Consider the following 25,039-nt stretch of genomic DNA (forward strand, 5'->3'; position numbering starts at 1 on the left):
ACCGCTAAGCGGCGTACGGGTCTTCTATGACCGGAGCTGCCTTGTGCGATCAAGCCAGACGCGGCACCGTGAAACGAAACTCGCTGCCCTGCCCCGGTTCACTCTCGGCGACGATCCGCCCGCCATGCGCTTCGACGATGCCTTGCGTGATGTACAGGCCCAGACCGGTGCCGTTCGGATTGCCTTCCTTCACTGTCCAGTATCGATCGAACACATGCGGCAGGTGATCCTTGGGAATGCCTTCGCCGCTGTCGCGCACGGTGAAGACGATCTCGTCGCCGACTGATTTGGCGTGCACGTCGACCGTGCCCAGACGCGGAGTGAATTTGATTGCGTTGCCCACCAGATTCGACAGCACCTGAAACAGTCGCTCAGGGTCGGCATGAATGCTCAGGTCAGGATCGGCCTCGAACGAGATGCTGATGTCCTTGTCCAGCGCCAACGGTGCGAGCAGCGCCTGCGCCTCTTCGAACATCTGGCTGACATCGAGTTTTTGCGGAGTGATGCTGTAGCGCCCGGCGTCGATTTTCGAGGTGTCGAGCAAGTCTTCGAGCAGCGTGTTCATGCGCCCGGCGGCCTGCTGCATGGTGTCGATCGCCGTGGAGATGCGCCGCGAGGTGTGCGGGCCATCCGAACTGAAGGCCTTCTGCATCATGCCGCAGAGCATGGAAATCACGGTCATCGGGTTGCGCAAATCGTGGGACACCACGGCGACCAGCTCATCACGCGCGCGCACCGCTTCCTGTTCGCGACGCACCTGGCGCGCCAGATCATTTTCCAGTGCCGAGCGGCGCAGGTCGTTGGCGGCGAACAGATCACCGTGGCTCCATTTGGTGGAAATCCCGGCCATCTCGACCTTCCAGATTTCGAACGAAGTGCGCGGGCGCAAGCGCAGGCCAGCGTCAGAGTTTTCCAGGTCCAGCGGCTTTTCCGGGTTGCCGCTCCAGTTGATGTTCTCTTTGACTTCCGGGCGAAACCACAGCACGCCGTTGTCCACCGGTTTCGGCAGGCTCAGCGCGAGCACGCCGCTGGCCACCTGCTGAAACTGCGCGGCCGGCGGGTAAACGCTGGACAGGTGGTGACTTGCGAAAACCGGCTCGCCGCTGTCTTGCAGCCATTTGTGCAGGGCGCGGATTTCTTCCGGTTCCGGGCAGTTGCCGTAGCGGTGCAACTGTTTGTCTTCGATGATCGCGATACCGCCGGCATTCGCCAGCGCCATGAGGATTTGCGGATGCTGCGCCAGACCGTCGAAAACATTCGACGGCGAGTCGATCATTGCCTGATTGAGCAGCGCCAGGCTCTCGACTTTCTCATCGCGCTGACGGCTGACTTCCAGCGCTTCCATCGCGCTGATCTGCAGCGACAACACCTGGCCGATGGTCTGGCAGGCAGTGCGCAATTCATGCGGAACGTGCAGCGGCTCGCGGTTGCCGCAGCTGATCAGCCCCCACAACCGATCACCCTTGAGCAGCGAAATACTCATCGACGACAGCACGCCCATGTTTTTCATGTACTGGCAGTGGATCGGCGACACGCTGCGCAGGGTAGCGAAGCTCAAGTCGAGCGGGGTCTGGTTGTCCGGGCGCAATTTGGGCAGCAACGGCACCGGTTGATACGCCGCATCCGGAATGATCCGCAGCCAATTGGTGCGGTACAGCTCACGCGCCTGCGCGGGGATGTCGGACGCCGGGAAAAACAGACCGTTGAAAACTTCCATCGATGGGTCGGACGCTTCGGCGATGACCTGACCGTGGCCCTCCTCCTCGAAACGATAGATCAGCACCCGGTCATAACCGGTCATCGCCTGAATTTCCTTGACGCTGATGTCGTACAGCGCCTGCAGGCTCTTGGCCCCTTGCAGGCGTTGCAACATCCGGCCGAGGTGGGTGTGCTTACCGGCGACGTTGCGCGGCTGGAAGTTCTCGACGTGGATTTCCAGCTCCAGAATCAGCACGCCCTGCTGGCGGTGCAGCAACGCGTCGAACGCAGTGCCGTTGAGGCGCAACAGCAGCGGCGACGGGTCGGACAGGCTCGGCTGCTGCAAAGCATCGCGCACTTGGCCGGCGTAGGCCTCGCCGATCAGGCTGTCCAGCGGTTGACCGATCACCTCTTGCGGCGCTCGCCCGAGCAGGGTTTCAACGTTGGCGCTGACCTGAACCACATTCAGCGCAGGTTCGCTCAGGGTCAGCAGCAGGCCGTGCGGCTGGATCGCACCGGGAAAACGGATCGGCTCGTCGGCGCAGTTGGCCAGCAACTCTTCAAAGGCTTGTTGGTCTTGCGGGGTCATACCAGAACCTCCTGGCTTTCGAGCCAGTGTTCGAAACAGCTGAATGTGGATTGCGCAGCGGCGACAACACATTTGCGCTCGTCGGCGTCCAGCGGGCGCGTGCCCAGATACTCGATGAATTCGCGCCAGCGGCGGCCGGTGGCAGCACCATAGATGTCGAGGAACGCCGCGCCGTTGTCGGCTTCGAGACTCAGCTTTGCGGCGATCTCGCGGCGCAGGATCTGTCCGCCCAGCGTCGCGCCTTCCAGTACGTACAACACGCCGAGGCATGCAGCGCTGGAATCAATAACGGGCAAGTTGCGGCAGATCGGCAAGTCTTGCAACGCTTGAGTCTGCATGCCCAGGGCTTGCAGGTCTTTGAGCAGCGTCAAAGCTTTCAAGCGCGGCGCCAGATCAAAATCAGCAGGAATCGACTGACTGTCCTGCAAGGCACTTTCCAGCGGTCGATAGAAACCGTAATAGGCCTGCATCAGCCGCATAAAAGCGTTCAAATCGAGGGCATCGGAGAAGAAAGGAAGGCGTTTTTCCAGTGCGATGTGCAGTTCGGCAGTGCCGGCGCGCAAATCTTGCAACACCGGGGGCACATAAACCTCACGGGCCTTTGCTTGCATGTATATCGCTCGTAAAGGGCCGCCTGGGGCCATGAAGGTATGTAAAAGCGTGGCGCGGATCTTACACGGCCGAGCGCTCTTTCTGACCGGGCGGACGGTTTTTTCTGACCAACTACCGCCCTCCGTGATGGCTCAGAGTTAGCAAAGTGCCATAAAGTTCGATCGACCTGTACCGCGACACTTCACCATGGCTGTACGGGTCAGGCTCGCATCTGCCCGTGATAAAAATAGCGCTCAGCCAATGGAGCGCGCGTCATGGATCTCGCCACCCTCGCCATTTTTCTCCCGGCCTGCTTCGCACTGAATATGGCCCCCGGCCCGAACAACCTGCTGTCGGTAAGCAACGCCACCCGCTATGGCTACCGTCGCGCTTGCGTGGCGGGAATCGGGCGGTTGTTCGCGTTTGCCGGAATGATTGCGCTCGCCGCCGCCGGTTTGTCTGTGGTGCTGCAAACGTCGGAATGGCTGTTCTCGGCGATCAAGATCATTGGCGCAGGGTATTTGCTGTATCTGGCGTGGCAGCTATGGCGCGCCGATCCGCATGCACAGGACATCGTGACCGGCGCCTCGGCTGGGATGGTCGCGCTGGCCCGACAGGAGTTTTTTGTAGCGGCCGGCAATCCGAAAGCGATTCTGCTTTTCACCGCGTTTCTACCGCAGTTCGTTGACCCGACTCGACCGATTGCCGGGCAATTCGCGGTGCTCGGGACGTTGTTTCTGTTGCTGGAATGGATCGCCATCAGCGCCTACGCCTACATGGGCCTGCACATGCGCCGCTGGTTCGCCGAACCGCGCGGCAAGCGGATCTTCAACCGCTGCTGCGCAGGGCTGCTGTCAGCGGCGGCTTCCGTACTGCTGCTGGCCAAGCGTGCCTAGGTCGCGGACGGGCCTTTAAGCTCGACTTGATTGCCGTCCGGGTCGAAGCAATACAGCGACAAGCCGCTGCCTTCAGCGCCGAAACGCAGTGCGGCTTTCTCGACTGTCAGGCCGAACGACTGTAGATGAGCGATCAGCGCCTCCTCATCGAATGGCTCGACGCGCAGGCAGAAGTGATCGACATTACGCCGCTCGATACCGGCAGCGGCACCGCCCTTGCGGCCGATTTCGCCTGCGATGTCGACCAGGTCGATCATCGAAGTGCCTGCGCGCAAATGCACCAGGCCGAGCTTTTCCTGACGCTTGACCACCTCAGCCCCGAATACCAGCTGGTAGAACTCGATGCTGCGTTGCATGTTTTCGACACGCAGGACGATGTGATCGATGTGTTGGATGATGAATGGATGCATGACGTGATTCCATTGATGCACAGGCTTTGACTGTAGAACAAGGCCATCAAAATTCATTGTCGATTTTTCGGTGGAGCCATCGAAAACCTGGATTTATGCTCAGCCCATGAACATACAAACCGCCATGCTGCCACCCCACGCCGAAATGGTTCGCGCCATGCTCGAACGCGACACTGCCTATGAAGGCGTGTTCTTCACGGCGGTGAAAACCACCGGGATTTTTTGTCGCCCAAGCTGCACCGCGCGCAAGCCGAAACCGGAGAATGTCGAGTTCTTTGCGCATGCCGACGAGTGCATGTCTGCCGGTTATCGCGCTTGCCTGCGCTGCAAACCGCTGGACGCCGCCGCCATCGCGCCGGACTGGGTGCAACGGCTGTTGCAAGCCGTGGATGCCGATCCGGAGGTGCGCTGGAGCGATGCGCAATTGCTCGCCGAGGGCATCGAACCGCTGAAGCTGCGGCGCTGGTTCAAACAGCATTTCGGCATGACCTTTCACGCCTGGCTGCGCACCCGTCGGCTGGGAATGGCGCTAGGCGGGATTCGCCAAGGCACCTCGATTGATCACGCCGCGTTCGATTCCGGCTATGAATCGCTGAGCGGTTTTCGCGATGCGTTTCAAAAGTCTTTTCACATTACGCCGGGGCGCGTCGGTTCGAGTGAACCGCTGCTGTTCACTCGCCTGACCACGCCACTGGGGCCGATGATCGCCATGGCCGAGCGCCGGGGACTGGTGCTGCTGGAGTTTCTCGACCGCCCGGCGCTGACTCGCGAAGTCGAAGAACTGCAGAGCCGGCATGGCTATGTGGTCGCTCCGGGGCACAACGCGCATTTGCAGCAGATCGAATCGGAACTGGCGCAGTATTTCGCCGGCAAGCTCACTCAATTCACCACGCCGCTGCACCTGCCCGGCAGCGAGTTTTCGCGTCAGGTCTGGGCCGAACTGCTGCAAATCCCCTATGGCCACACCAGCACCTATGGCGCCATCGCTGCGCGTCTGGGCAAACCCGGTGCGAGCCGGGCGGTGGGCCTTGCCAACGGGCACAATCGCCTGTCGATTGTGGTGCCGTGCCATCGGGTGATCGGTGCAGATGGCTCGCTGACCGGCTATGGTGGTGGGCAGCCGCGCAAGGCGTTTCTGCTCAGGCTCGAGAATGCAGCGCTGCAGCTCAGGCAACCATTGGCTTTCTGATGACCGATACATATCAAACGGCAAGTACATTTCTCGCCGGGCTGGATGCCGACTGGCAGCGGCATATCGCGGCCATCGGCCCGTGTCTGCATCAGCCGCATCCGGCGCGGGATCCTTATGAATCGCTGGTGCGCGCGATCGCTTATCAGCAACTGCATGCCAAGGCGGGCGATGCGATTGTCGGACGGCTGGTGGGATTGTTTCCTGATCAGACGTTTCCGCGTCCGGAGCAGATTCTGGCAACAGATTTCGCCAGCCTGCGCGGCTGCGGGTTTTCGGCCGGCAAGATTGCGACGATTCAGGGGATTGCTCAGGCGACGCTGGATGGCGTGGTGCCGGATTACGCTACCGCTCTGGCCATGGATGATGAGGCGTTGATTGAACGTTTGGTCAGCCTGCGCGGGGTTGGGCGCTGGACGGTGGAGATGTTGTTGATCTACAGCCTGGAGCGGATGGATGTATTACCGGCGGATGATTTTGGCGTGCGCGAGGGGTATCGGCGATTGAAGGGGTTGCAGGTGCAGCCTGCGCGCAAGCAGATGATTGAGATCGGGTTGGGCTGGAGTCCGTTTCGGACCGTGGCGGCCTGGTATTTGTGGCGGGTGGCCAAACCGTAGGCCGCGTTATCGTTCATCGCTGGCAGGCCAGCGATGGCGTCAGCACAATCAATACTTCCTTCAGCCGAAAATCATCTTCATCTCTTTATCCGAATAATTGTAATTCCAGCGCAACTCCGTCCCCGCCGGAATATCCTCGGTGGCAAACAGCGCATTCAACATGTACGGCCGGTTGACTAGCCGATCGCCAATCAACATGTCCGCTTCGACTTTGAATCCGACGGTCTGCACGTTATAGCCGTCCGGCGATTGCCGAATCGGCTTGCCGCTGGCGTCATACTCAAAGTTCGAATTAAGCCGGGAAATGATGTTATCGCCGATAATAACCACCGGTTCTTCAATCAAGTTTCCCGGCCCGTAATGCACGTAAGACCCGGCCAGCATGGTGAAGGTCTGTTCCTGACGCCTGACCAGCCGCACCGGGCTGAGCGTTCCGCCATACAGGCCCAAGGCTTCACCTTTATTGATTCGCCTGTTGGCCACCACCATCGATTGCCCGATCAGGCCGCGTTCACCCGGCACTTTCACGTCGGCCTCTGTGAACGTGCGCAGCTCGAGTTTTTCTTCGTAGAGCCGCGCAACGTCTTCGAAGCCTTCAAATTTGATGTAAGGCTTGATCGGCCCGGAGGTGTATTTCTCTCCCGTGGTCAGCGTGACTATGGTTTCAAGCTTGCGAATCCGCACCGGCCTGCCGAACGTATCGCGCAGCGGATATTTGCCGTTGTTGGCACGGTTATATGAGCCGAGTTGATTGTCGCGGAAGGTGTAGCGGGTCTCCTCGCGCATAAAGGCGAGTTCCTGCTCGGTGTAGGGCTTGATCGGCATCGATTCCGATGCCAGCTCGAATGGATCATCAGAGGAATCCCGCTGGTTGCCGTCCTCGGCCTCCCTCGGATGCACCAGGGCCTCCAGCGTCGACCCGCCTTTGCGCGGATCGGGCGTACGCGAGGCGTCTGTGGCGAACTCTTCCAGCGGATGCCAGACAGTGCCATCGCTGTCGCGCTCCAGAGCCGGGCCGGACGGGTTGAGTTCGCTGGCCAGTTTGGCTCGGTACAAGCCGGTCTGTTGATCAGTTCCGACCTGAACAACGCCCTGCCCCGGCACTTCAGCGAACTGACGTCCCTTGAAGGATCTGAGCCCCTCGGCGTCGACTTCCGTAAGCCGGGCTGCGGCGTTGACGCGGTAATCCTCCAGCGGTCGTTGCCCGGCATTCGGCGAAACTTCTGGCACGCCCGCAACATCGCGAACAGTCAGCGTTGACACGGAAGCAACGACATCTCCAGCGCTGGTCTGCGGTGTCTTCAGCGCACCGGGGAGGTGCTGAGATGGCGTCGGAGTGAGATTGACACTCGGCCGAATCACCGGCCCCAGTGTCGGGCCGTCGGTGGAAGGTCTGATATGAACATCGACCGGGCTTGTGCCCTTGATCGGCGGTTTCAGTGGCATGTTGTTTCATCCTTGAATGGTTGCTGCATCAGCGCTCGGCGTCATTGCCGGTGCAAAATCATGGCCGAAACCTACCAGACCCTGCCCCGCCATTCCCATTGCCAAAGCACTTCAAGATGATTCACCCGGCGCCCACCGGGACTGAGCTGAAACCGGCTTCACAGTCTTTGACAGTTTCCCGACAAAGCTGCCAAAGATTGCCCGCCGCCACCCGCCTAGCATGGGCGCATCCACATTCCCCACGGGTGCCCCATGCAAGTTTCGTTTCGCACATTCTCGTTGTCCCTGACTTCCATTTGCCTGCTACTGCCGGCCGATTCCCTGCGCGCCGAAGACTGGCATGCCAGACTCAGTGCCGGAGCCATCAGTGCGCCGCGTTACAGCGGCAGCGCCGAGCGGGTGGTGGCGCCGAGCGGGTGGTGGCGCCGATGGCGGCTGTGGCAATCAGCAGTCCGTACGGGATTTTCTTCGATACATCACGCGGTCTCGGCTGGGGCTTTGACGAAGACGATTTCGGTTTGAGCGTGTACGTCGGCGCGAGTGATGTGCGCAAGGATCGCAAGACTGGGTTCAAGGGCTCGGATGAGCTCAACGGCATGGGGTCGATCAAGTCGCGCCCGGTGCTGGGGGTGGACGGCAGCTATCACATGGGGCCGATCATTCTCGGCGCGAGTTTCGAGCATGCGCTGGAAAAGGATAAGGATGATCACGACACCGGCTCAGGCTGGAATCGCCTGAAGCTGAGCATCAGTGCGCCGCTGTATGAAGGCTCGCTGGGCAAGTTGACCGGTAGCCTGAACAGTCAATTTGGTGACAGCGATTACCTGCGCACCTGGTACGGCGTCAGCGCCGCTCAGGCCTCGCGCAGTCAGTTCAAAGCCTACAAGGCGCGTGGTGGTTTGATCAGTCGTGGCGCGGATCTTACGTGGTCGTTGCCGCTGGATGAACAATGGAGCCTGTCGGCAGTACTGGCGGCGCAGTATCTGAGCAACGATGCGGCGGACAGCCCGATAGTCGAGCGCCGGTTGCAGACTTCATTGGCCGGCCAGGTGGTCTACAACTTCTGATCGCGGCGCTAATCGGTCGTTTACTTGTCCGCGACTTTGCCCTTACTATCCAGCCACACCGGCACGGCGGGACACTCCCGCCGCCGACGTTTTCCGCCAACGGAAACACGCGTCATGAGCACGTCCCTACAACAATTAGAATCGTTGAACGTGTCTACGCTGCGCGCCCTCTCCCACAGGGGCGGCGTATGAACCGTATCGTCAATCTCCCCATGGCTTTGCTGCGCTCCAAACTCCGTCACTCCGCACGCCCGCCGGATATCCGCTAGTCCCCCTCTTTTTTTGATATCCAAGCCAGACTGCCCGAGCTTTTGCCCGTTGCTGCGTCCGGCCCGAATCTGCGCGCCTGTGCGGCGCTCGCGTGAGTGACATCCATGAAATTTGCAGCCCTTGAAGACGCCCGTACCTTCCTCGATCAGAACCCCGATATCGACATGATCGAGCTGTTCATTCTCGACGCCAACGGCGTGCCGCGCGGCAAGCTGTTGCACCGCGAAGAACTGCTCGCCGTGTATGAAAGCGGCCGGCCGTTGCCGAGCACTATTCTCGGTCTGACCGTACAGGGTGACGATGTAGAAAACTCCGGTTTAGTGTGGGACGTCGGCGATATCGACTGCCGCGCCTATCCGCTCGAAGGCAGTCTGGTGCGCCTGCCGTGGCGGCAGATTCCGACCGCTGCGGTGCAGGTCAGCATGCACCCGGAGCAAGGCATGCCGGCGAGCATTGCGGATCCGCGTCATTTACTGATCAGGGTAATCGACCGGTTAAAAGCCGAGGGTTATTACCCGGTCATGGCCTGCGAGCTGGAGTTCTATCTGCTCGACGCCAAGCGCGATCACCACGGTCGTCCGCAACCGGCGCTGGATGTCGACGGTGGGCGACCGCGACACACGCAAGTCTACGGTTTACGTGAACTGGAACAGATCGAACCGTTCCTCGCCGACCTATATAGCGCCTGCAAACTGCACGGTATTCCGGCGCGCACCGCAATCTCCGAGTACGCGCCCGGCCAGGTCGAAATCACCCTCGAACACGGCGATGCGCTGGAGGCGATGGATCAGGCGGTGCGCTACAAACGACTGGTCAAAGCCATCGCGCACAAGCACGGCATGCAGGCCACATTCATGGCCAAACCGTTCGATCATCTGGCCGGCACGGGGATGCACATGCACGTCAGCCTGGCCGATGGTGAAGGACGCAATCTGTTCGCTTCGGAGGATCCGGCCGGCACGCCGCTGCTGCGTACCGCGATCGGCGGCATGCTCGCGTCGTTACTCGATTCGCTGCTGCTGTTCTGCCCGAACGCCAATTCGTACCGGCGCTTTCAGGCCAACAGCTACGCACCATTGGCGCCGACCTGGGGCGTCGACAACCGTACCGTGAGCCTGCGCGTGCCGGGCGGGCCGGCCAATACCCGGCACATCGAACACCGCATCTGCGGCGCCGATGCCAACCCGTATCTGGCGGCTGCAGCGATCCTTGCCGGCATTCATCGTGGCATTACGGAAAACCTCGATCCGGGCGAACCGGTGCAGGGCAACGGCTACGCGCAGGCCAAAGAATTGCTGCCGACCGACTGGCTGACCTCGCTGACGGCGCTGGAAAACTCAGTGTGGGCGCGCGATGCCTTGGGCCAGGAATTTCTCGGGGTGTATCTGGCCGTCAAACGCGCGGAGTACCGCCAGTTCATGGCCGAAGTGGGTGAGCAGGATTGGCGCTGGTATCTGACCGAAGCTTAAACATCCGACACCCAACCTGTGGGAGCTGGCTTGCCAGCGATGGGGTCGGCACATTCAGCATCTCTGCTGAATGACCCTCCGCTATCGCTGGCAAGCCAGCTCCCACAGGGATCTCCTTCAGCTCCCGAATTTTGTGGACACCAACATGACCGAACGCACGAATTCCTACTACACCGCCACCCTCAACCGCGACACCGATTACCCGACCCTGCAAGGCCGACACAAGGTTGACGTGGTGATCATCGGCGGCGGTTTCACCGGCGTCGCGACCGCCGTCGAACTCGCCGAAAAAGGCTTGAAAGTCGCCATCGTCGAAAGCCACAAGATCGGCTGGGGCGCCACCGGGCGCAATGGCGGGCAAGTCACTGGCAGCCTGTCCGGTGAGGGTGCGATGCGCAAACAGATGCGCCGCAAGCTCGGCGACGAGGTCGACGATTTCATCTGGCACCTGCGCTGGCGCGGGCACGAAATCATCAAAAACCGCGTCGAGAAATACGCCATCGACTGCGACCTCAAACACGGCCATTTGCATGCCGCGTACAAACCGAGCCACATGCCCGATCTGCGCAAAGACTACGAAGAAGCCGTACGCCGTGGCATGGCCGACGAAGTCAGCCTGCTTGATCGCAGCCAAGTGCGTGACTTGCTGCAAAGCGAGCTGTACCACGGCGCGATCAAGAACACCCGCAACATGCATTTGCACCCGCTCAACCTGTGCATCGGCGAGGCGCGAGCGGCTGAAAGCCTTGGTGCGCTGATCTTCGAGAACAGCGAAGTGCTGGAGATCATTCACGGCGCTACGCCCGGGGTGAGAACCGCCCACGGCCAGATCGATGCCAACCAGGTGCTGCTGGCCGGTGATGTCTATCACAAACTCGAACCGGGCCAGCTCAAGGGCAAGATTTTCCCGGCCATGGGCGGCATCGTCACCACTGAACCGCTCGGCGCGCTGGCGAAGCAGATCAACCCCGAAGACCTCGCCGTTTACGACTGCCGTTTCGTCCTCGATTACTACCGCCTCACTGCCGACGGTCGCCTGCTGTTCGGCGGCGGCGCCAACTACAGCGGCAAGGATTCACGCGACATCGCCGGTGAACTGCGCCCGTGCATCGAACAGACCTTCCCCGCGCTCAAAGGCGTGAAGATCGACTACCAGTGGAGCTGCGCGATGGGCATCGTGATCAACCGCATCCCGCAACTGGGCAAGCTCTCGGACAACGTCTGGTATTGCCAGGGCTACTCCGGTCACGGGATCGCCACCACGCACATCATGGGCGAAATCATGGGCCGGGCAATCACCGGGCAGATGCAGCAGTTCGACACGTTTGCGCAGTGTCAGCACATCCGCGTGCCGATGGGTGACCTGCTGGGCAATCCGATGCTGGCGGCGGGCATGTGGTACTACCAGATGCTCGAAAAACTGCGCTGACCGAACAGGCCTCATCGCGGGCAAGTCGAATCGTCGCACCGCAGCTCCCACAGGGTTTGGGGTGTACCTGAGTTTTGAGTACACCTCGGACACTGTGGGAGCGGGCTTGCCCGCGATGAGGACATCGAATTCGCTGCAAATCTCAGCCCTGCAAGCGCTCGCACATACATTTCGATGATGAGCGTACACAGCCGATCAAACGCCGGGTATCAATGGCTTCGATCATTGGAATCAACACGCCGAATTTTTCATCGCGCCCCTGCCTGTTCAGAATGGCCCCCATTCCAAACGACAAGGGTCGCCCGCCATGAACCTCAATTTCGCCTTCGCCTGCATGATCGTTGTGTCGTTTGCCGTGGCCCTCGGCCACGCCTGATTCATTCGCTCACCACCCGCGCCTTGCGTACGAACAGGGCGTGGGCCTTCTCCCAGAAGTTGCCGCCGAGCACGAAGAAGCTGCCGATAAACATCAGGTCGCCGAGCAATTGCAGCTGCCACAAATTGGGCCGCAACCCTGGCCAGAAGTTATCAAAGTAGGGTTCGAGAAACGAGCAGAGCAGCGGCAGGCAAAACATCACCACGCCGATCCGGTGACGAATCGGCCCGACTTCGGCGACCGGCGTCGGGATCATCCCGGAAACGTATTTGCCGATCTTGCGTTTGAGTTCGGCAAACCCGGCCTTGCCCATCACGGCGATCACCAACAGCAACAGCACTTTATTGCTGATGAACAGCACGCCAGTCAGCGCGGCGACTTTCGAGCCGGGCACGTCAAGCGCGGCCGCGATCGGCACCATCGCCCACGAACCAAGCATCAGGCAGATGATCGCCACACCGACCTTGAAACGCCAGGTCGCATTGGTCGGTGCAATCGGGTCTTGAGCAGTATCCATGGGGGTTCCCACCTTTTCGTCAGGGGCGCAGATCATCGAACCTTGCCCGCCAAAGCGTAGCAGTTGATTCGACCGCGCAAGGCGCAAACTGACGTCTATGCTCCAGTGACATTTCCGTTTGCGGACACCTGCATGCCTCCAACCACAGCCCTGCCGATGCGGCCCGGTCACCTGCTGTTGCTTGGTGTCCTCGGACTTGGCGGCTGCATGCGTCTGGGGCCGGATTTCCAGGCGCCGGCCGAGGCCTGGAGCAAGCAGTGGAACAGCCCGGCGCTGGAACAGGCCAGTGAACGCGGGGCGTATCCGGATTTGCGCCAATGGTGGCAAGTTTTTGCTGATCCGATCCTCGATCAATTGATCAGCGCAGCCGAAGCCCACAACAGCAGCCTGAAAATCGCCGGCCTGCGCGTGCTTGAGGCCCGCGCGCAATTGGGCATTGCCGAAAGTGGCCGCTATCCGCAACTGCAACAGGCCAGCGCCGACAGCCTGTACATCGACCGCCGTCAGTCGGGTGGCAGCAACCCGCAGGATCTGCATTTCTGGCAGCACAGCGCTGCGTTCGATGTCGGCTGGGAACTGGATTTCTGGGGCCGCTTCAGCCGCGCCATCGAGTCCGCCGACGCCGGCTACTTCGCCGCCCAAGCCAACTACGAAGACGCCCTCGTATTACTGCGCGCTCAGGTCGCCGATACTTACTTTTCCCTGCGCACCACCGAAGCACGCCTGCGGGTTGCGCGGGAAAACGCCACTCAGCAGAAGCGTAATTTCGAGATCACTGAAAAACTCTTCACCAGCGGGCAAAGTGCTGAACTTGACCTGCAACAGGCGAAAACCCAATACCTCGGCACCTTGAGCACGATTCCGGCGTTTGAAGACCAATTGCTGCGCACCCGCAATGCGCTGGCGGTGTTGGTCGGCCAACCGCCCGGCGGCGCGGCCTTGCTGGCGGAGCAATCGGGCTTGATTCCCTTGGTCGATCGCGTCGTGCTGCAAGACGTCCCGGCCAACCTGCTGCTGCGCCGTCCCGATGTGCGCGCGGCGGAACTGAATGTCGCCGCGCAATCGGCGCTGATCGGTGTCGCTGAAACCGATCTGTATCCGTCGCTGACCCTGCTCGGCAGCATCGTCTGGTCCAGCGATTCCCTAAGCGCAACACCACGCAGTCTCGACCTGATCGGCGGCCCGAGCCTGCGCTGGAACCTGTTCGACTACGGGCGTATCCGCAACAACATTCGCGTGCAAGACGCGCGGTTGCAGCAGTTGATCGAAGCCTATCGCGACAAGGTTCGCCAAGCCGCGCGCGAGGCGGATGATGCCGCCAGCGGCCTGACCAAAGCGCTGGAGGTCGAGCGAATTCTCGGCGAGGCCGAAGGCGCCGCGCGACGTTCACTGGTGCTGGCCAACGCGCAATACCGCGAAGGCTATTCGGACTTTCAGCGCGTGCTCGATGCGCAGCGCGCGCTGCTGGAGTTGCAGGACAACTATCTGGTCAGCCGCAGCAACGCCGTGAGCAATTTGATTGCCTTGTACAAAGCCGTCGGCGGCGGTTGGCAAAGCAGCGCGCCGCAGATCGACGCGCCGACCCGCCAGCAAATGCAGCAACGCACTGACTGGGGCGGATTGCTGACCGAACCGCCCGCGCAACCCGCATATCCCCTTCCCCCTGCAGGTAAATCGCAATGAGTGAAACAGCGCCTGCTGCACCCGATCCGGCAAAAAAAGGCATCCGCTGGGTATTGCTGCTGATTCTGCTGAGTCTGGTCTGGTATCTGCTGGCCGACCGCATCACGCCCTACACCCAACAAGCGCGAGTCGGCGCGTTTGTGATCCCGGTGGCGGCGGAAGTCGCAGGCCGAGTGATAAGGGTCAACGTGCGCAACAATCAGGATGTGCAGGCTGGCGACATCCTGTTCGAACTTGATCCACAGCCGCTGCAAATAGCCGTCGACCGAGCGAAAGCCGATCTCGAATCGACCCGCCGCCAAGTCGGCGCGAGCACCGCTGGCATCGCCTCGGCCCAAGCTTCGTTGCGCGCTGCTCAGGCCAACGAACTCAAGGCACGCCAGGACAATCAACGTCTTGAAGGTTTGTACAAACAGGATCCCGGCACGATCTCCGTGCGACTGCTGGAAGTGTCGCGGGCCAATCGCGAGCAAGCGATCAGCCAGGTCGCGGCCGCACGTGCCGAGGTGCAACGGGCGCAGGAACAAGAAGGCGGCAGCGCCGAAACCAACGCCCAATTGCGCAGCGCCGCGACCACGCTGGCCAAAGCCGAACTGGACCTGGCCAATACCCGGATCGGCGCGCGCTCGGCCGGATTGATCACCGACCTGCGCACCGAAGTCGGCCAGTTCGCCGCCGCCGGCAGTCCGGTGATGACGTTGATCACCATCCAGGATTTGTGGATCAGCGCTGATTTGACCGAGAACAACCTTGGCCGAATCAGACCCGGAACACCGGTGTCGATCATCCTCGACGCGCTGCCCGGTGAAGTGCTCCACGGCCGCGTGCGCAGCGTTGGCTATGGCGTCAGCGTCGGCCAGACACCCGCGCCGGGTACCCTGCCGACCATCCAGAACAGCCGCGACTGGCTGCGTCCGGCCCAACGCTTTCCGGTGATCATCGAGTTCAGCGAGGAGGCGAAAAAACGCCTGTTCGAGAGCCGCGCGATCCGTGCCGGTGGTCAGGCGGAGGTGATGGCATTCCCCAGCGAAGGCAATCTGCTCAATCCGCTCGGGCGGGTGTTTTTCGGTCTGATGAGCTGGTTGTCGTATGCCTACTGAACGCAGCGTTCCGGCACAGCGAGCCTTGCGTCTGGCGTTTGGCACCGCGCTGTGCACCGCTGCCAGTTATGCGCTTGGCTTGCCATTGGCGTTTATTTCACCGGTACTGGCGGTGTTGCTGCTGGCCAGCCTGCCTCGACCACTGCCGCTGAGAGGCGCGCTGGTATTGGGTTTGGTCGCAGCGCTCACCACGAGCATCGGCTTGTTGCTGGTGCCGTTGCTGCGCTATTACCCGGTGAGTGGCGTGCTGTTGGTCGGCCTCGGACTATTTCTGGTATTTCGCTTTGGCTTGCGTGGCGGCAACAATCTGATCGTGATTTTTCTGGTGATCGGCATGACCATGATCTCCGCCGCCGGGTTCGCCGAGTTCGATCTGGCGATGGCGGTGGTTGGCGCACTGGTCAAAGGCTTGTTGCTGGCGGTCGCGGTGGTCGGCATCAGTCATGCGCTGTTCCCGGAGCCGGCCAACAGTCCCGCGCCGCCGAGTGCGCCCGCCCTCCCCGCCGAAGATGTAGCGCGTGTGGCGCTAAGGGCGACGTTGATCGTACTGCCGACGTTTTTACTCGCCCTGATCGACCCAGCCAGCTACCTGCCGATCATCCTCAAAGCCGTCAGCCTCGGCCAGCAAAGCTCCACCACCCGCGCCCAGCATGCCGGGCGTGAATTGCTCGGTTCGACCCTGCTCGGCGGGCTGCTGGCGGTGTTGTTCTGGTGCGCGCTCAGCCTGTTCGTACATCTGTGGATGTTCTTTTTGTGGATGCTGCTGTTCGGCCTGTTTGTGGCGCGCAAACTCTACGGCCTGAGCCGCTCACGCTTCGGTGCGAGCTTCTGGCTCAACACCCTGGTGACGATGATCATTCTGCTCGGCCAATCGGTGCAGGACAGCATCGCCGGCAAAGACGTGTACACCGCGTTCGCCGTGCGCATGAGTCTGTTCATTCTGGTGACGCTCTACAGCGGCGCGATGGTGCACTTGCTCGAAGCGCACCGGGAACGTCGTCAAGGCGTGACCTGATAACCGCGGCCCTGCAAACACCCGGCGTAGGCGCTGGAACTGGCCGCCGCATCAGTCTTGCCCTGCGCCCGCCGCTCCTGGCGCTGGCGTGAACCACCGACCACCGCACCGGCCGCAGCAGTCTCTCTGGCGCGGTTTTGCCGGTAATCCTGTTTTCGATCATCGTCGACCGCGTCGTAGAACTCATCATGCTGCCGCCCGCGTATCTGCGCGCCAGCAGCACCGGCCGCGGCTCCGACTGCCGCGCCCTTGAGACGGCCGCCGCTTTGCGGTGTGGATGTCGTTGAGGTCGAGGCGATGGAATGACAGTCGTTGATGTCGATCTGGGTCTGCTGGGAGGTCTGGCCTTTGAGCGGCACCACCGATTGGGCCGTGGCTTGTGTGGCGCACAGCGTTGCAGCGAAAAACAGGGAAATGGACGATAAGCGAATCATGATTACCTCCGGCGCGGCGTGGGGTTGCCTGTGATGCGGGGTAATCTGAGAGTGTAGTAGATGATTCGAGGTGACTGGCTCATGCCAAGGTTGTTAAGTAACATTTCGCCACGCCAATTCCTTTGCGTTGCCTATTCCAATGACTCTACTGAACCGAATCATGGCGCTTGTGAAACCCGCGAGCCAACAGTCATTTGCCGGTTACACCCTTCGAGAACTCCAGACGCGATTTCCGAAGCCGCTGTCGAGCACTCGCCTGCCCGCGCAGCCAACCGCTGCGTCCCTGGAATACTCCGGTGTTTTTGCCGGGTACGTTGCACTGCTGACCACGGTCGACGAGTTCAGTGGTTTCCGCGGGTTGGTCGAGTCGAGTTTTCAGAAGATTGATGAACGTGTTTTCGATGCCACACAAGTTTTCGAATACGAAGACCCGGCGAACAATCAGCGATTACTGTTTTCCACATCGACTGAAGAATTCAAGGCTCTGACCATTCGCCTGGTGACGAACAGCGACGAATTCCTTGACCGACTCGCCGCCAAGAGAGTTTGCGTACCACCGCCATGGATCGCCTTTGAGGAATACAACCCAGCATGGTGGGGCGGCAATATGCAGGGCGCGCAAGGCTACTACAACGACCAGTACTTCTATCCGTTCTTCACTAGATTAAGTGAAGCGGAGAAACGAGCTTATTTCGCAAAATTTGACGCCAGCGATGAGTGGATAGCGCAGCTGACTTTGATGTACGACGACGAAGATTGAATCGTTATCGGGGCCAAAATCGCTTATACGCGCAACCGCCCAATCGCCCGCCGGTACTTCTCGACCCGCTCCAGATCTTCCCAGCTCGGCGAAGCGATCCGCGACAGATCGCTGTTCTCCTCCAGATCCGCCAGTTTCACCACCCGTCCAATCGGGTTCTGTGCCGCGCGCTCGACGAAGTCCTCGTAGGACTCACCCGGCACTTTGGTCACCGAAGCAATGGCCTCAAGCACCTCCTCGCTGAAGCCTTCCTTGCGCAAATCATCCAGGCTGATACCGCAATCCTCGACCACATCGTGCAGAACCGCGACGATGCGTTCTTCCAGGCTGCTCATGCGCAACATGACCTTCAGCGGATGCAAAATATACGGCGCCCCGCCCTTGTCCACTTGACCAGCGTGGGCGGTAGCGGCGATGGCTATTGCGCGTTCGAGTGTTTGAGTCATGGGGTTTCCTCGGGTTAGACGCCGTATCGGCCGCCGACGTAAAAATTGCGCTTGAACCATCGGCCTATTTTCTGCAAACGGCTTGCTGGTTTTGCTGGCCCGGCATGTCGCTGGAGAATCAACGAAACCAACATGGCCTGATCCGCCCCCGGATGCGCGTCCATCAACTCGGCAACCCAGGCGCAGTCGGCCTTGCGCAAATGCTCGCGCCACTCACCCGGCCACGCATCCAGCTCGTCCAGCGCCAACCACCGCGCACCACCCTGCTCGGCATGCCCGCCGCCAATTGATTGCTCGAAGCAGAACGGCGTGGCCGGTCGGGACAGATCGATGTTGAAGATGTAGACGTCGTGGATCTGGTGTTGCGGCGTGGGGGCGTTGTTGCGGCTGCCGATTTCGATCATGAGCAAATTTCCAATCCTTGGGCGCGATACGGCTGATTGTTTCGCAGTCTACGCGAACCACGCAAATCAAAAACCTGATGGAACCTCCCGCCAGCGTACTGCCTCGAAACCAATAAGCGCCAAATCAACGATCAGACCCGGCGCCATTGCGGAGGAGATCCCGATGAACATGCGCTGTCTGCTCCTGATCGCCAGCTTCAGCCTCACCCCAACCCTCGTCATGGCCCAAGGCTGCGACGTCGAAACCCGCTCCCAAAGCGCCGCCGTCCCCGCCGTTGAAACTCACAGCTGCTACGAGTACGAAGGCGTGCCCGTAGATGCCATCGACTGGTCGTGCAGCAACGAAAGCAAGGAGATGCTCAGCAGCACCAAGAAAAAGGTCCAACAGTGCGACGACCACTACCAGGCCACGTGTATAGCCACACTCACTCAGGAATCCCTGGCCAACCCGCACTCCACCAGCAAAGACAAAAACGCCAAGGCGTTGAACATCCCGGAGAATGCACAGGTGACCACGTACTACTACGACGTGGAGCATTTGGGGCAGGCGAAGATTGATTGTGAGAGTGGTGGTGGGCATTGGAAGGCGAAGTAGCGGTTTTGCGCCATGAATCTCGAGAGATCAAATCTCGTAGGAAAACACGACCTGTGGCGAGGGAGCTTGCTCCCGCTGGGCTGCGAAGCAGTCCTCTACTCAGCAATCCCTTTCGTCCTGATACGGCGCAGCGCCCTGATTGCGGCGGCTGCGCCGCCGGGCGGGAGCAAGCTCCCTCGCCACAGGTACGTTTTTCACGTCCTACAGGTGGGTTGCGGCTGCTGATCTTGGTGCCTAGAGTGGGTCTGTCGCTGATCGAATTCGGCGATAGGGTTTCGCAGCCCTCAGAAGTGACACATACCACTCAATGACAACTGTGGCAAAATTCGCCGCCGTTTCGTTTTATGGCGGCTGTGTGTGGGAGACCTTCGGGTCTGCCGGTTTGGCTCTTCTCCGGTCTGCGAACCCGCATACAGCTGCCACCCATTTGTTTCGCAGCAGAAAGGTGGCACTTCTTGACTTGAAGAGTGAAACCTTATGAGCATCAAAATCCCGCTGTGCAGCTACGCCCAAATGTCCCACCCCGCCTCCGACGCACCAGTGCTCCACATCGACGCCAATGCCCCACTGAGCGATCTCCACGCCTGCCTCGGCGAACGCCTGAATGCCGTCCTCAAATACCTCGATCTGATGGCTTGCATCTGCCTCCCCGACCACGCCGAGCAAGACATAACCACCGTCACCACTATCGCCAGGATCATGGTGCAGGATGTGAGTGATGTGTTTCGAGTTATAGAGCAACGAGGATTTGATGTTCTTGGCTAGAACGTTTTAAGGTGACGGATTATTAAGTAACTCCGTCACCTTTTTTGGTCATACACATTACAAAGAACAATCCAAACTTAAATCTCTATAACAACCACCCCGCTACATCCTGTTGCCGCCTCCATTCTTTCCGGATAAATAGCAGTTAAAACCAAAAGCTGAAAAAATGGTGTTTTTTTATAACTCCAGCTCACATTACGGGAAGCACACTGCGTGACAATTAGTTGTATACCCCTCGAAGGAGTCATCGAAACAAGCTGAAGATCACGATATTTTTTATATATCACCGGAACCAAAACAAACATTGCAATAAATCTAAACACCATCAAACAGCCTCGAACAAACCTTCCCGAATCCGGACTACGCCACGACACAACAGTAGAATAAACTCCTTTGAGTGCCTCTATACCTATTGGCGGCACAGCGTCTTGGGCTAACAGCCAAGACTCCACGACCAACACAAAACCAGCGTGCTTGTTTAAAAGGTTTTTAATAGAATTTCGCGCGTATACATATGCCATTCCCCACGGTTCAATATTGCCATTAAGATGGAGAAAATACTTTCGAGGAGCCGCGGTGGTCAGCGATGTGAATTTACCAAGTGGAATGTGGAAACGCTGCGCTCTGGTCGCAAAATAAAGCAACAATCCGGACACCACTCCGACGACGCACATTTTCCATCCATACATAAAGTAAATTGTTGTGCATTCTTCAAAGGGGCCAAATCTCAATGACAAAATGTAATCTAATGCCAAATTCATCCAACCACAAATAGCCATCATGATAGAAACACAAAGCACGACCCAAATGCATCGACGAGCTGCCAAACCAACAAAACACACAAAAAGCTTATTACTGACAAGACCATTTAGATCTCGCCCTAGCAACTTCAGGATTATCATGGTGCAAATGTAGATCACGTACGCCGCCGCTACTAATCCGCCCACCACTAAAAAATCCGACTTAACTTCCATCAACGTTGAATACTGCTCACAAGCAAACATCTACTGCACCACCATAAGAGATAGTAAATAATGAAAAACTATTGTGGCGCTACGGCCAGACAGACAGAGAAGTATTTATTCTGGAGATCGGTGATAACAATCCTTTGCAACTCTTCAGTTTTCTGCCGCGGTTCAATATAGGCCTCTTAAACGATTTTGCGGTACATGGTGGTGACGCCCTCGTTTTCCGCAATATCGGAAAACTCCCGAACCATCCTTGAAAAACTGGCCCGGGATTTTACCATTTGAGCCGCACAGCCATCAAACTGACATAAGCAGCTTTCAAACATGCAATTGAGGTTCCTATCAAAAATTCGCCGGCGTATTCGCACTAATAATCTCTGCCTCATCCGCCCCGATATTCCGGAACTTATGCGGCAGCGTTGTCGGAAAATAATACCCATCCCCCGCATTCAACACGCTGACCGAGCCATCCACCGTCAACTCAACGGTGCCACGGGTGACGAGCCCACACTCCTCACCTTCCGAATGCACGATCGGCTCTTCCCCGGAACTCGCGCCCGGTGCGTATTGCTCGCGCAGCAGGCGCATCTGGCGGCTTGGGACTGAGGCGCCGATCAGCAGCAGGCGCAAGCCGTGGCGGCCGAGGTCGGGCTGTTCGTTGGCGCGGAATACGTATTGGTGTTCGCGTGGGGGTTGGTCGAAGGTGAAGAAGTCGGCCAGGGACATGGGGATGCCTTCGAGCAGCTTTTTCAGCGAGCTGACGGAGGGGCTGACGCGATTCTGTTCGATCAGGGAGATGGTGGCATTGGTCACGCCGCTACGTCGGGCCAGCTCGCGCTGGGAGAGTTTGTAGCTTTCGCGTACTAGTTTGAGTCGAGAACCCGTATCCATTGACTGCCTTATGTGAGAACGACTTAAGGGTAATGGGGGTGGGTGGCGGGTGGACGCGGAGGCCGCGTATCACGTTGCTCCCGTGTCCCGGAACCGTGAAAGGCGGCTATTAAATCACGTTTGTTAGTGTTGCTCAGCAGGTTCGATGGGTGGTGGGTGAAATCTGTGTGGCGGTGGTAATTCTGGGTTGCACACAATACCTGTGGGAGCTGGCTTGCCAGCGATTGGGTTGCACATTCAACATCACTTTTGGCTGATAAATCGCCATCGCTGGCAAGCCAGCTCCCACAGGGTTTTGTGGTGTTGCTGGTGGGGTGGAAAAACCGGCGGCGCCTTTTGGGGCGGCCGCCGGGGAGGTAACTAGATGCCGAAGCGGTCGCGCAGCGAGTAGTACACGGCGCCGAGGGCGGTGAGGGGCGCGGAGAAGGTGCGGCCGCCGAGCATTGGCATGTGCGGCAACGATGCGAAGGCGTCGAAGCGTTCGGCGTCGCCGCGGATCATTTCCGAGATCAGTTTGCCGGCCAGGTGCGAGCAGGTGACGCCGTGGCCGCTGTAGCCTTGCATGTAGTAGGCGTTTTTCTCGATGCGGCCGAATTGCGGCATGCGGGACATGGTCAGCAGGAAGTTGCCGGTCCAGCGGTAGTCGATCTTCACGTCTTTGAGCTGCGGGAAGGTCTTGAGGATCTTCGGACGGATCAGCTGTTCGATGTCGTCCGGCTCACGCGCGCCATAAACCACACCGCCGCCGTAGAGCAAACGGTTGTCCGCGGTCAGACGGTAGTAATCCAACAGATAGTTGCAGTCTTCGACGCAGTAGTTGTTGGTGATCAGGCTGCGTGCCTGCTTTTCGGTCAGCGGTTCGGTGACGACGATTTGCGAACCGCACGGCATGCTCTTGGCGGTCACGCGGTTGTCGAGGCCTTGCGGCAGATAGGCATTGCCGGCGATCAGCAGGTACTTGGCGCGCACCAGACCTTTGGCCGTGCGCACGGTGATCGGTTCGCCGTAGCTGATTTCCACCGCAGCCGATTGCTCGTAGATCTTGCCACCGAGACGCACGATGGCAGCGGCTTCACCGAGCGCCAGGTTCAGCGGGTGAACATGGCCGCCCTGCATGTCCAGCAGACCGCCGACGTAAGCGTCGGAGCCAACTTCGCGGCGAATCTGCGCGGCGTCGAGCATCTTCAGATTATGGTTGCCGTAGCGTTCCCAGCCGCGTTTCTGCTCGGCCAGACCGTTGAGTTGTTTCTTGTTCATCGCTGCGAAAATGCCGCCCGGGCGGTAGTCGCATTTGATGTCGTAGTCCTTGATGCGCGAACGGATGATGTCGGCGCCTTCGAAGATCATGCTGCCGAGAATCTCGGCAGTCTTGTCGCCGTAGCGCGCTTCGATCACATCGACGTCGCGGCTGTAGGAGTTGACCAGTTGCCCGCCATTGCGACCGCTGGCGCCGTAGCCGACTTTCGCCGCTTCCAGCACGGTGACTTTGTAGCCAGCCTCGGTGAGGAACAGTGCCGAGGACAGACCGGTGTAGCCGGCGCCAATGATGCACACATCGCAATCCACCGCTTCTTCCAGCGTCGGAAAATCGATGACTTCATTGCGGGTGGCGGCGTAGTAGCTGTTTACGTGTTGTTGTTTCATTTTTATTCTCCGAGGGCCGCCGGTTGATGGCGGCCGCCGCTGTAAAAGAGTTAGAGCTTGATCCAGGTCGCTTTCAGCTCGGTGTACTTGTCGAACGCGTGCAGCGATTTGTCGCGACCGTTGCCCGACTGTTTGAAGCCACCGAACGGCGCGGTCATGTCACCGCCGTCGTACTGGTTGACCCACACGCTGCCGGCGCGCAAGCCACGGGCGAAGGTGTGCGCCTTGCTCAGGTTGCTGGTCCACACGCCGGCGGCGAGGCCGAAGATGCTGTCGTTGGCGATCTGCAGTGCTTCTTCAACGGTGTCGAAGGTGATCAGCGCCAGCACCGGGCCGAAGATTTCTTCCTGGGCGATGGTCATGGCGTTGGTCACGCCGTCGAACAGCGCCGGCTCGACGTACAGGCCACCGGTGTCTTCGAGGGTGCGTTTGCCGCCAGCGATCAGTTCAGCGCCCTGCTCGCGACCGATGCTGATGTAACGCAGCACATTGTCCAGTTGCCGCTGATCCACGACGGCACCGACGGTGGTCGCCGGGTCCAGCGCGTGACCGGGTTTCCACGCTTGCAGCGCTTCCACCAGCAGCGGAATGAATTGCTCGCGGATCGAACGCTCGACCAGCAGACGCGAACCAGCGGTGCACACTTCCCCCTGGTTGAAAGCGATAGCGCTGGCTGCCGCTTGAGCGGCTGCGCGCAAATCCGGAGCGTCGGCGAACACCACGTTCGGGCTCTTGCCGCCGGCTTCGAGCCAGACGCGTTTCATGTTGCTCTGGCCTGCATAAATCATCAGTTGCTTCGCAATCGCCGTCGAACCGGTGAAGGCCAGCACGTCGACGTCCATGTGCAACGCCAGCGCCTTGCCGACGGTGTGACCGAAGCCTGGCAGCACGTTGAACACGCCTTTCGGGATGCCGGCGTCCAGCGCCAACTGCGCGATACGAATCGCGGTCAGCGGGGATTTTTCCGAAGGCTTGAGAATGAACGAGTTGCCCGCCGCCAGAGCCGGGGCGAATTTCCAGCTGGCCATGATCAGCGGGAAGTTCCACGGCACGATGGCCGCGACCACGCCCGAAGGTTCACGAGTGATCAGGCCGAGTTGATCATGCGGCGTAGCGGCGACTTCATCGTAGATCTTGTCGATGGCTTCGGCGCTCCAACGGATCGCGTTGGCGGTCGCCGGGATGTCGATGCTCATCGAATCGCTGATCGGTTTGCCCATGTCGAGGGTTTCGAGCAGCGCCAGCTCTTCCTGGTTCTGCAGGATCAGATCGGCGAAGCGAATCAGGATGCGCTTGCGCTCGGCCGGGGCTTTGTTCGCCCAGATACCGGACTCGAACGATTGGCGTGCAGCTTCGACGGCGAGATTGGCGTCGGCTTCATCGGTGCTGGCGACGGCGGCGAGAAAACGGCCGTCCACCGGGCTTGTGCATTCGAAGGTGTCGCCGCTGATGGCCGGGCGGTATTCACCGTTGATGAACGCGCGGGCTTCGATGCTGAGAGACTGGAAGCGTTGTTCCCAGTCGGTGCGGGTAGTTGTCATTGTTGTGGCTCGACAAGGGGGATTTGGGGGTGTCTGGGTTATGTATTCGGCTTGAGATTGTTGCCCTCACCCTAGCCCTCTCCCAGGGGTAGAGGGGACCGATCGGGGGATGCTGAAGAGCTACGGTGACCTGAAAAATTTTTGCCGAATCCATAATCGACTGGATCGCTCAGGTCGCTGAATTTCTCAAGACAACTCGTTCAGTCCCCTCTCCCTCCGGGCGGTCCGA

Annotated in this window: 24 protein-coding genes and 1 pseudogene; 12 read left to right on the plus strand and 13 right to left on the minus strand. The window is 59.6% G+C overall.

The window, feature by feature from the left end; all coding sequences use genetic code 11:
- Positions 1-49: 49 nt before the first annotated feature.
- Both ACP7BN_RS12530 and ACP7BN_RS12535 read right to left on the minus strand, forming a co-directional pair.
- Complete coding sequence (locus tag ACP7BN_RS12530; RefSeq protein WP_426204445.1) at positions 50-2,287, minus strand: ATP-binding protein; 2,238 nt, start codon at positions 2,285-2,287, stop codon at positions 50-52.
- Positions 2,284-2,898, minus strand: a complete 615-nt coding sequence (locus tag ACP7BN_RS12535; protein ID WP_420649427.1) for a biliverdin-producing heme oxygenase — start codon at positions 2,896-2,898, stop codon at positions 2,284-2,286. Before ACP7BN_RS12535 ends, ACP7BN_RS12530 begins: the two co-directional genes overlap by 4 nt.
- 255 nt (positions 2,899-3,153) lie before the next feature.
- Between ACP7BN_RS12535 and ACP7BN_RS12540 the strand changes: the two genes are divergently transcribed.
- Positions 3,154-3,774 (plus strand): LysE family translocator, encoded by a 621-nt coding sequence (locus ACP7BN_RS12540; RefSeq protein WP_426204448.1) that lies wholly within the window; start codon positions 3,154-3,156, stop codon positions 3,772-3,774.
- On the opposite strand, the gene ACP7BN_RS12545 is transcribed toward ACP7BN_RS12540, so the two are convergent.
- The gene (locus tag ACP7BN_RS12545; RefSeq protein ID WP_426204449.1) at positions 3,771-4,184 is read right to left on the minus strand and encodes a VOC family protein; all 414 of its coding nucleotides are present in this window, start codon (positions 4,182-4,184) and stop codon (positions 3,771-3,773) included. The two genes, ACP7BN_RS12540 and ACP7BN_RS12545, sit on opposite strands and share 4 nt — an antisense overlap.
- A 106-nt stretch (positions 4,185-4,290) precedes the next feature.
- Here ACP7BN_RS12545 and ACP7BN_RS12550 point away from each other — a divergent pair, with 106 nt between their 5' ends.
- Both ACP7BN_RS12550 and ACP7BN_RS12555 read left to right on the plus strand, forming a co-directional pair.
- Positions 4,291-5,373: a bifunctional transcriptional activator/DNA repair enzyme AdaA gene (locus ACP7BN_RS12550; protein WP_426204451.1), complete on the plus strand. Its 1,083-nt coding sequence runs from the start codon at positions 4,291-4,293 to the stop codon at positions 5,371-5,373.
- On the plus strand, positions 5,373-5,990 hold the full coding sequence (locus ACP7BN_RS12555; RefSeq protein WP_426204453.1) for a DNA-3-methyladenine glycosylase family protein: 618 nt from the start codon (positions 5,373-5,375) through the stop codon (positions 5,988-5,990). The genes ACP7BN_RS12550 and ACP7BN_RS12555 overlap by 1 nt, the downstream gene beginning before the upstream one ends.
- Positions 5,991-6,050: 60 nt before the next feature.
- Here ACP7BN_RS12555 and ACP7BN_RS12560 read toward each other — a convergent pair whose 3' ends face one another.
- Complete coding sequence (locus tag ACP7BN_RS12560; protein ID WP_426204455.1) at positions 6,051-7,436, minus strand: hypothetical protein; 1,386 nt, start codon at positions 7,434-7,436, stop codon at positions 6,051-6,053.
- 252 nt (positions 7,437-7,688) lie between these two features.
- On the opposite strand from ACP7BN_RS12560, the pseudogene ACP7BN_RS12565 reads away from it, so the two are divergent.
- The 3 genes and pseudogenes from ACP7BN_RS12565 to ACP7BN_RS12575 all read left to right on the plus strand — a co-directional run bounded on the left by ACP7BN_RS12565 (position 7,689) and on the right by ACP7BN_RS12575 (position 11,671).
- A pseudogene (locus ACP7BN_RS12565) lies at positions 7,689-8,503 on the plus strand (MipA/OmpV family protein).
- Positions 8,504-8,877: 374 nt separating this feature from the next.
- Complete coding sequence (locus ACP7BN_RS12570; protein ID WP_426204457.1) at positions 8,878-10,242, plus strand: glutamine synthetase family protein; 1,365 nt, start codon at positions 8,878-8,880, stop codon at positions 10,240-10,242.
- A gap of 145 nt (positions 10,243-10,387) precedes the next feature.
- The gene (locus ACP7BN_RS12575; protein ID WP_426204459.1) at positions 10,388-11,671 is read left to right on the plus strand and encodes an NAD(P)/FAD-dependent oxidoreductase; all 1,284 of its coding nucleotides are present in this window, start codon (positions 10,388-10,390) and stop codon (positions 11,669-11,671) included.
- A gap of 142 nt (positions 11,672-11,813) precedes the next feature.
- On the opposite strand, the gene ACP7BN_RS12580 is transcribed toward ACP7BN_RS12575, so the two are convergent.
- Together ACP7BN_RS12580 and ACP7BN_RS12585 are read right to left on the minus strand one after the other, a co-directional pair.
- Positions 11,814-12,041 (minus strand): hypothetical protein, encoded by a 228-nt coding sequence (locus ACP7BN_RS12580; protein ID WP_426204460.1) that lies wholly within the window; start codon positions 12,039-12,041, stop codon positions 11,814-11,816.
- A 7-nt stretch (positions 12,042-12,048) separates the two neighbouring features.
- A complete protein-coding gene (locus ACP7BN_RS12585) occupies positions 12,049-12,564 on the minus strand; it encodes a transporter suffix domain-containing protein (protein ID WP_420649437.1) in 516 nt (171 codons plus the stop codon).
- A 132-nt stretch (positions 12,565-12,696) separates the two neighbouring features.
- On the opposite strand from ACP7BN_RS12585, the gene ACP7BN_RS12590 reads away from it, so the two are divergent.
- Genes ACP7BN_RS12590 through ACP7BN_RS12600 form a run of 3 tightly spaced genes read left to right on the plus strand, consistent with a single transcriptional unit; the run spans position 12,697 to position 16,362 of the window.
- A complete protein-coding gene (locus ACP7BN_RS12590; protein WP_426204462.1) occupies positions 12,697-14,247 on the plus strand; it encodes a TolC family protein in 1,551 nt (516 codons plus the stop codon).
- A complete protein-coding gene (locus tag ACP7BN_RS12595; RefSeq protein WP_426204464.1) occupies positions 14,244-15,347 on the plus strand; it encodes an HlyD family secretion protein in 1,104 nt (367 codons plus the stop codon). Before ACP7BN_RS12590 ends, ACP7BN_RS12595 begins: the two co-directional genes overlap by 4 nt.
- Positions 15,337-16,362, plus strand: a complete 1,026-nt coding sequence (locus ACP7BN_RS12600; RefSeq protein WP_426204466.1) for a DUF2955 domain-containing protein — start codon at positions 15,337-15,339, stop codon at positions 16,360-16,362. Before ACP7BN_RS12595 ends, ACP7BN_RS12600 begins: the two co-directional genes overlap by 11 nt.
- Here the strand turns inward: ACP7BN_RS12600 and ACP7BN_RS12605 are convergent.
- A complete protein-coding gene (locus ACP7BN_RS12605; RefSeq protein WP_426204468.1) occupies positions 16,347-16,796 on the minus strand; it encodes a hypothetical protein in 450 nt (149 codons plus the stop codon). The two genes, ACP7BN_RS12600 and ACP7BN_RS12605, sit on opposite strands and share 16 nt — an antisense overlap.
- A gap of 160 nt (positions 16,797-16,956) precedes the next feature.
- Between ACP7BN_RS12605 and ACP7BN_RS12610 the strand changes: the two genes are divergently transcribed.
- The gene (locus ACP7BN_RS12610) at positions 16,957-17,556 is read left to right on the plus strand and encodes a hypothetical protein (RefSeq protein ID WP_426204470.1); all 600 of its coding nucleotides are present in this window, start codon (positions 16,957-16,959) and stop codon (positions 17,554-17,556) included.
- Between the two features lie 23 nt (positions 17,557-17,579).
- Here the strand turns inward: ACP7BN_RS12610 and ACP7BN_RS12615 are convergent, their stop codons facing one another.
- A complete protein-coding gene (locus ACP7BN_RS12615; protein WP_426204471.1) occupies positions 17,580-18,002 on the minus strand; it encodes an HD domain-containing protein in 423 nt (140 codons plus the stop codon).
- Positions 18,003-18,016: 14 nt separating this feature from the next.
- A complete protein-coding gene (locus ACP7BN_RS12620; RefSeq protein ID WP_426204525.1) occupies positions 18,017-18,406 on the minus strand; it encodes a hypothetical protein in 390 nt (129 codons plus the stop codon).
- Between the two features lie 163 nt (positions 18,407-18,569).
- Between ACP7BN_RS12620 and ACP7BN_RS12625 the strand changes: the two genes are divergently transcribed.
- Together ACP7BN_RS12625 and ACP7BN_RS12630 are read left to right on the plus strand one after the other, a co-directional pair.
- A complete protein-coding gene (locus tag ACP7BN_RS12625; protein ID WP_426204473.1) occupies positions 18,570-19,001 on the plus strand; it encodes a hypothetical protein in 432 nt (143 codons plus the stop codon).
- 477 nt (positions 19,002-19,478) lie between these two features.
- Positions 19,479-19,766 carry a fructose-bisphosphate aldolase gene (locus ACP7BN_RS12630; protein ID WP_426204475.1) on the plus strand — a complete coding sequence of 96 codons (288 nt, stop codon included), beginning with the start codon at positions 19,479-19,481 and terminating at the stop codon, positions 19,764-19,766.
- A gap of 77 nt (positions 19,767-19,843) precedes the next feature.
- Here ACP7BN_RS12630 and ACP7BN_RS12635 read toward each other — a convergent pair whose 3' ends face one another.
- The 4 genes from ACP7BN_RS12635 to ACP7BN_RS12650 all read right to left on the minus strand — a co-directional run bounded on the left by ACP7BN_RS12635 (position 19,844) and on the right by ACP7BN_RS12650 (position 24,810).
- The gene (locus ACP7BN_RS12635) at positions 19,844-20,770 is read right to left on the minus strand and encodes a hypothetical protein (protein ID WP_426204476.1); all 927 of its coding nucleotides are present in this window, start codon (positions 20,768-20,770) and stop codon (positions 19,844-19,846) included.
- A 306-nt stretch (positions 20,771-21,076) separates the two neighbouring features.
- The gene (locus ACP7BN_RS12640) at positions 21,077-21,625 is read right to left on the minus strand and encodes a cupin domain-containing protein (RefSeq protein ID WP_042558757.1); all 549 of its coding nucleotides are present in this window, start codon (positions 21,623-21,625) and stop codon (positions 21,077-21,079) included.
- Between the two features lie 360 nt (positions 21,626-21,985).
- Positions 21,986-23,269, minus strand: coding sequence for an NAD(P)/FAD-dependent oxidoreductase (locus tag ACP7BN_RS12645; RefSeq protein ID WP_426204478.1), 1,284 nt, complete (start codon positions 23,267-23,269; stop codon positions 21,986-21,988).
- A gap of 50 nt (positions 23,270-23,319) precedes the next feature.
- On the minus strand, positions 23,320-24,810 hold the full coding sequence (locus ACP7BN_RS12650; RefSeq protein ID WP_426204480.1) for an aldehyde dehydrogenase: 1,491 nt from the start codon (positions 24,808-24,810) through the stop codon (positions 23,320-23,322).
- Between the last annotated feature and the right edge of the window lie 229 nt (positions 24,811-25,039).

It is taken from the genome of Pseudomonas sp. TWP3-1 (genome assembly GCF_049896625.1).
Classification (GTDB): Bacteria; Pseudomonadota; Gammaproteobacteria; order Pseudomonadales; family Pseudomonadaceae; genus Aquipseudomonas.

Excerpts from the sequence above, each read along its gene's own strand:
- ACP7BN_RS12620 (WP_426204525.1), bottom strand. The coding sequence starts at position 18,406 with ATGATCGAAATCGGCAGCCGCAACAACGCCCCCACGCCGCAACACCAG.
- ACP7BN_RS12610 (WP_426204470.1), top strand. The coding sequence starts at position 16,957 with ATGGCGCTTGTGAAACCCGCGAGCCAACAGTCATTTGCCGGTTACACC.
- ACP7BN_RS12545 (WP_426204449.1), bottom strand. The coding sequence starts at position 4,184 with ATGCATCCATTCATCATCCAACACATCGATCACATCGTCCTGCGTGTC.
- ACP7BN_RS12570 (WP_426204457.1), top strand. The coding sequence starts at position 8,878 with ATGAAATTTGCAGCCCTTGAAGACGCCCGTACCTTCCTCGATCAGAAC.
- ACP7BN_RS12605 (WP_426204468.1), bottom strand. The coding sequence starts at position 16,796 with ATGATTCGCTTATCGTCCATTTCCCTGTTTTTCGCTGCAACGCTGTGC.
- ACP7BN_RS12535 (WP_420649427.1), bottom strand. The coding sequence starts at position 2,898 with ATGCAAGCAAAGGCCCGTGAGGTTTATGTGCCCCCGGTGTTGCAAGAT.
- ACP7BN_RS12595 (WP_426204464.1), top strand. The coding sequence starts at position 14,244 with ATGAGTGAAACAGCGCCTGCTGCACCCGATCCGGCAAAAAAAGGCATC.
- ACP7BN_RS12590 (WP_426204462.1), top strand. The coding sequence starts at position 12,697 with ATGCCTCCAACCACAGCCCTGCCGATGCGGCCCGGTCACCTGCTGTTG.
- ACP7BN_RS12625 (WP_426204473.1), top strand. The coding sequence starts at position 18,570 with ATGAACATGCGCTGTCTGCTCCTGATCGCCAGCTTCAGCCTCACCCCA.
- ACP7BN_RS12530 (WP_426204445.1), bottom strand. The coding sequence starts at position 2,287 with ATGACCCCGCAAGACCAACAAGCCTTTGAAGAGTTGCTGGCCAACTGC.
- ACP7BN_RS12645 (WP_426204478.1), bottom strand. The coding sequence starts at position 23,269 with ATGAAACAACAACACGTAAACAGCTACTACGCCGCCACCCGCAATGAA.
- ACP7BN_RS12540 (WP_426204448.1), top strand. The coding sequence starts at position 3,154 with ATGGATCTCGCCACCCTCGCCATTTTTCTCCCGGCCTGCTTCGCACTG.
- ACP7BN_RS12615 (WP_426204471.1), bottom strand. The coding sequence starts at position 18,002 with ATGACTCAAACACTCGAACGCGCAATAGCCATCGCCGCTACCGCCCAC.
- ACP7BN_RS12630 (WP_426204475.1), top strand. The coding sequence starts at position 19,479 with ATGAGCATCAAAATCCCGCTGTGCAGCTACGCCCAAATGTCCCACCCC.
- ACP7BN_RS12585 (WP_420649437.1), bottom strand. The coding sequence starts at position 12,564 with ATGGATACTGCTCAAGACCCGATTGCACCGACCAATGCGACCTGGCGT.
- ACP7BN_RS12640 (WP_042558757.1), bottom strand. The coding sequence starts at position 21,625 with ATGGATACGGGTTCTCGACTCAAACTAGTACGCGAAAGCTACAAACTC.
- ACP7BN_RS12635 (WP_426204476.1), bottom strand. The coding sequence starts at position 20,770 with ATGTTTGCTTGTGAGCAGTATTCAACGTTGATGGAAGTTAAGTCGGAT.
- ACP7BN_RS12555 (WP_426204453.1), top strand. The coding sequence starts at position 5,373 with ATGACCGATACATATCAAACGGCAAGTACATTTCTCGCCGGGCTGGAT.
- ACP7BN_RS12550 (WP_426204451.1), top strand. The coding sequence starts at position 4,291 with ATGAACATACAAACCGCCATGCTGCCACCCCACGCCGAAATGGTTCGC.
- ACP7BN_RS12600 (WP_426204466.1), top strand. The coding sequence starts at position 15,337 with ATGCCTACTGAACGCAGCGTTCCGGCACAGCGAGCCTTGCGTCTGGCG.
- ACP7BN_RS12575 (WP_426204459.1), top strand. The coding sequence starts at position 10,388 with ATGACCGAACGCACGAATTCCTACTACACCGCCACCCTCAACCGCGAC.
- ACP7BN_RS12650 (WP_426204480.1), bottom strand. The coding sequence starts at position 24,810 with ATGACAACTACCCGCACCGACTGGGAACAACGCTTCCAGTCTCTCAGC.
- ACP7BN_RS12560 (WP_426204455.1), bottom strand. The coding sequence starts at position 7,436 with ATGCCACTGAAACCGCCGATCAAGGGCACAAGCCCGGTCGATGTTCAT.